This window comes from Cellulomonas sp. A375-1, assembly GCF_001040865.1.
Taxonomy (GTDB): Bacteria; Actinomycetota; Actinomycetes; order Actinomycetales; family Cellulomonadaceae; genus Cellulomonas; species Cellulomonas gelida.
This window is the reverse complement of sequence record NZ_LFKW01000079.1, coordinates 48389-51594: the sequence shown is the minus strand read 5'-3', so window position 1 is coordinate 51594 and position 3206 is coordinate 48389. Positions and strand designations below refer to the sequence as shown.

At 76.3% G+C, this 3206-nt stretch carries 2 protein-coding genes; one reads left to right on the top strand and one right to left on the bottom strand.

Going from position 1 to position 3206, the window contains the following annotated elements; all coding sequences use genetic code 11:
- The coding region (locus tag CWIS_RS08985; protein ID WP_048342929.1) for a DEAD/DEAH box helicase at positions 1-2701 on the bottom strand (2701 nt) is incomplete at its 3' end.
- Between the two features lie 99 nt (positions 2702-2800).
- On the opposite strand from CWIS_RS08985, the gene CWIS_RS08980 reads away from it, so the two are divergent.
- Positions 2801-3034 carry a DUF3046 domain-containing protein gene (locus tag CWIS_RS08980; protein WP_048342928.1) on the top strand — a complete coding sequence of 78 codons (234 nt, stop codon included), beginning with the start codon at positions 2801-2803 and terminating at the stop codon, positions 3032-3034.
- Positions 3035-3206 lie beyond the last annotated feature (172 nt).

The window sequence follows — 3206 nt, the reverse complement described above, 5'->3', positions numbered from 1 at the left end:
CGCGGCCCGCCGCGATGCCGCGCATCAGCTCGGCCAGCGCGCCGGTGTCGAAGTCGTCCTGCAGGCACTCGCGCGTCGCCTCGAGCAGGATCGGGAAGTCGGGGTACTGCGCCGCGACCGACAGCAGCTGCGCGGCGCGCTGGCGCTGCTGCCACAGCGGGCTGCGCCGGTCCGGCCGACGCCGGGGGAGCAGGAGCGCGCGCCCGGCGGCCTCGCGGAAGCGTGCGCCGAACAGCGCCGACGAGCCGAGCTCGGCGCGGACCTGCGCGACGACGTCGTCGGCATCGACGAGCAGGTCCGCCAGGTCGAGGCCGGGCCCGCCGCCGACCGCGGCCACGTCGCCACGCCCGTCGAGCGGCCACGCCTCGTCCAGCTCGGCGTCGAGCATGTCCGGCAGCCGCAGGACGATGCCGTCGTCGGAGTGCATCGCCGCGGCGTCCACGCCGTAGCGCTCGCGCAGCCGTGCGCCCAGCACGACGGCCCACGGGGCGTGCACGCGTGCGCCGTAGGGCGAGTGGATGACGATGCGCCAGTCGCCGAGCTCGTCGCGGAACCGCTCGACGACGACCGCGGTGTCGCTCGGCACCTCGCCCGTCGCCGCGCGCTGCTCGCGCAGGTAGGCGAGCAGGTTGTCGGCCGCCCACGCGTCGAGGCCGGCCGCCGTCGCCGCGAGCCGCGCGTCCTCGTCGTCGAGCGCGACGAGCTCGCGCACCCACGCACCCATCGCCTGCCCGAGCGCCGCTGGCCGGCCGGGGGAGTCGCCCTTCCAGAACGGCAGGCGCCCCGGCAGGCCTGGCGCGGGCGAGACGAGCACGCGGTCGGTCGTGATCTCCTCGATCCGCCACGTGCTGGACCCGAGCGTGAAGGTGTCGCCCGCACGCGACTCGTAGACCATCTCCTCGTCGAGCTCACCCACGCGCTTGCCGCCGCGCGTCCGGCCGCCCGAGACCTCGGGGTCCACCGGGACGCCGTCCGCGGAGCCCGACGCCAGGAACACGCCGTACAGCCCGCGGTCGGGGATCGTCCCGCCGCTGGTGACCGCGAGCCGCAACGCGCCGGGGCGGCCCGTGAGGACGTCGCGCACGCGGTCCCACACCAGGCGGGGGCGCAGCTCGGCGAACTCCTCGCTGGGGTAGCGCCCGGCGAGCATGTCGAGCACGGCCCGCAGAGTCGCGTCGCCGAGCTGGGCGAACGGCGAGGCGCGCCGGACCACGCGCGCGAGCTCGTCCACGGGCCAGTCGTCGACCGCGACCATCGCCACGACCTGCTGCGCGAGCACGTCGAGGGGGTTGCTCGGTACCGACAGCGGCTCGAGCTCGCCCGTGCGCATGCGTTGAGCGGTGACCGCCGCCGCGACGAGCTCGCCGCGGTACGTCGGGAACACCACGCCGCGCGACACCGCGCCGACCTGGTGCCCCGCGCGGCCGATGCGCTGCAGCCCGCTGGCGACCGACGGCGGGGCGCCGACCTGCACGACCAGGTCGACGGCGCCCATGTCGATCCCGAGCTCGAGCGAGCTCGTCGCGACGACGGCAGGCAGTACGCCCGCCTTGAGCTCCGACTCAGTGCGGGTGCGCTCCGCACGGCTCATCGACCCGTGGTGGGCGCGCGCGAGGATGCCCTGGGCGTCGCGCGTGTCGACTCCGACGCCCGTCCCGGACTGACCGGGCACCGCAGCGGCCCGCAGCTCGCCCGGGTCGGCGACGTCGAGGCCCTGCCGCTCGGCCCACACCTCGTTCATGCGGGACGTGAGGCGCTCGGCGCCACGCCGTGAGTTCGTGAAGACGAGGGTCGAGCGGTGCTCGGCCACGAGGTCGACCACGCGCTCCTCGACGTGCGGCCAGACCGACGCGCGGCGGTGCGGGCGGGCCGCGGGACCCGACAGGTCGGGACCGTCGTCGGCCGTGGAGTCGTTGCCTGTGGGAGCGGTCGCGAGGTCCGTCAGGTCGGGGACGGGTACGACGACGTCGACGGCGATCTTCTTGGTCGAGGGCGGCTGCACGACGACGACCTCGCGGCCGCCCTCGTGCGCCGGCCGCGCGCCCGCGAGGAACGCCGCGACCGGCTCGACCGGCCGGACGGTTGCGGACAGCCCGATCCGCTGCGCCGGTGCGTGCCCGCCCGCCTCCAGGAGGGCGTCGAGCCGCTCGAGCGACAGCGCGAGGTGCGCACCCCGCTTGGTGCTCGCGACGGCGTGGATCTCGTCGAGGATGACCGACTGCACGCCCGCGAGCCCCGCGCGCGCGGCGGACGTGAGCACCAGGTAGAGCGACTCGGGGGTGGTGATGAGCACGTCGGGCGGGCGCGTCGCGAACGTCCGGCGCTCGGACGGCGGCGTGTCGCCCGTCCGGATGCCCACCGTGACGTCCGGCAGCGTCGTGCCGAGCCGGGTCGCGGCCTGGCGGATCCCGACGAGCGGGGAACGCAGGTTGCGCTCGACGTCGGTCGCGAGCGCCTTGAGCGGGGAGACGTACAGCACGCGGCAGCGCAGCGCCGGGTCGTCGGGCGGGCTGCCGGTGAGCAGGCCGTCCAGGGCCCACAGGAAGGCCGCGAGCGTCTTGCCCGAGCCGGTGGGCGCCACGACGAGCGCGTGCCGCCCGCTCGAGACCGCGTCCCACGCACCGAGCTGGGCAGCGGTCGGCTCGGCGAACGCGCCCGAGAACCACGACCGGGTCGGCTCGGAGAACCGGGTGAGCACCACGGCGCCATCGTCGCAGGCCCCGCCCACACGCGCTGCGCTCCGGCGCGGTCGGACCGACGTCGACTGCGAGCACCCCCCGGTCCGTGACAGGCTGACGCCGTGAGGTACAGCGAGTTCTGGGAGCTGGTCGAGGAGGTCCTCGGCAGCGCGCACGGGCGCGAGCTCGTCGCGACGCTCGTCCTCGGCGCGCTCGAGAACCGGACGGCCGCGGCCGCGCTCGAGGACGGGGAGGACCCGCGCTCGGTGTGGCACGCGCTGTGCGACGAGCTGCAGATCCCCGAGTCGCGCAGGTGGGGGGCCGACGAACGCCGACCTGCGCCGCCGCGCCGCTGATCGGACGGTGAGCCCCGGGTGAGCGAACGCGCGGACGGCTCCGTCGAGTCGCGCCCGGACCGGCGCGCGTGGCGGCCGACGCTCGCGGACCTCGGCGACGCGCTCGCGGGACTCGTCGCGACGGCCGGTGGGCTGGCGATCGCGGTCGCGGTCGTCGACGGCGTCGAGGCCG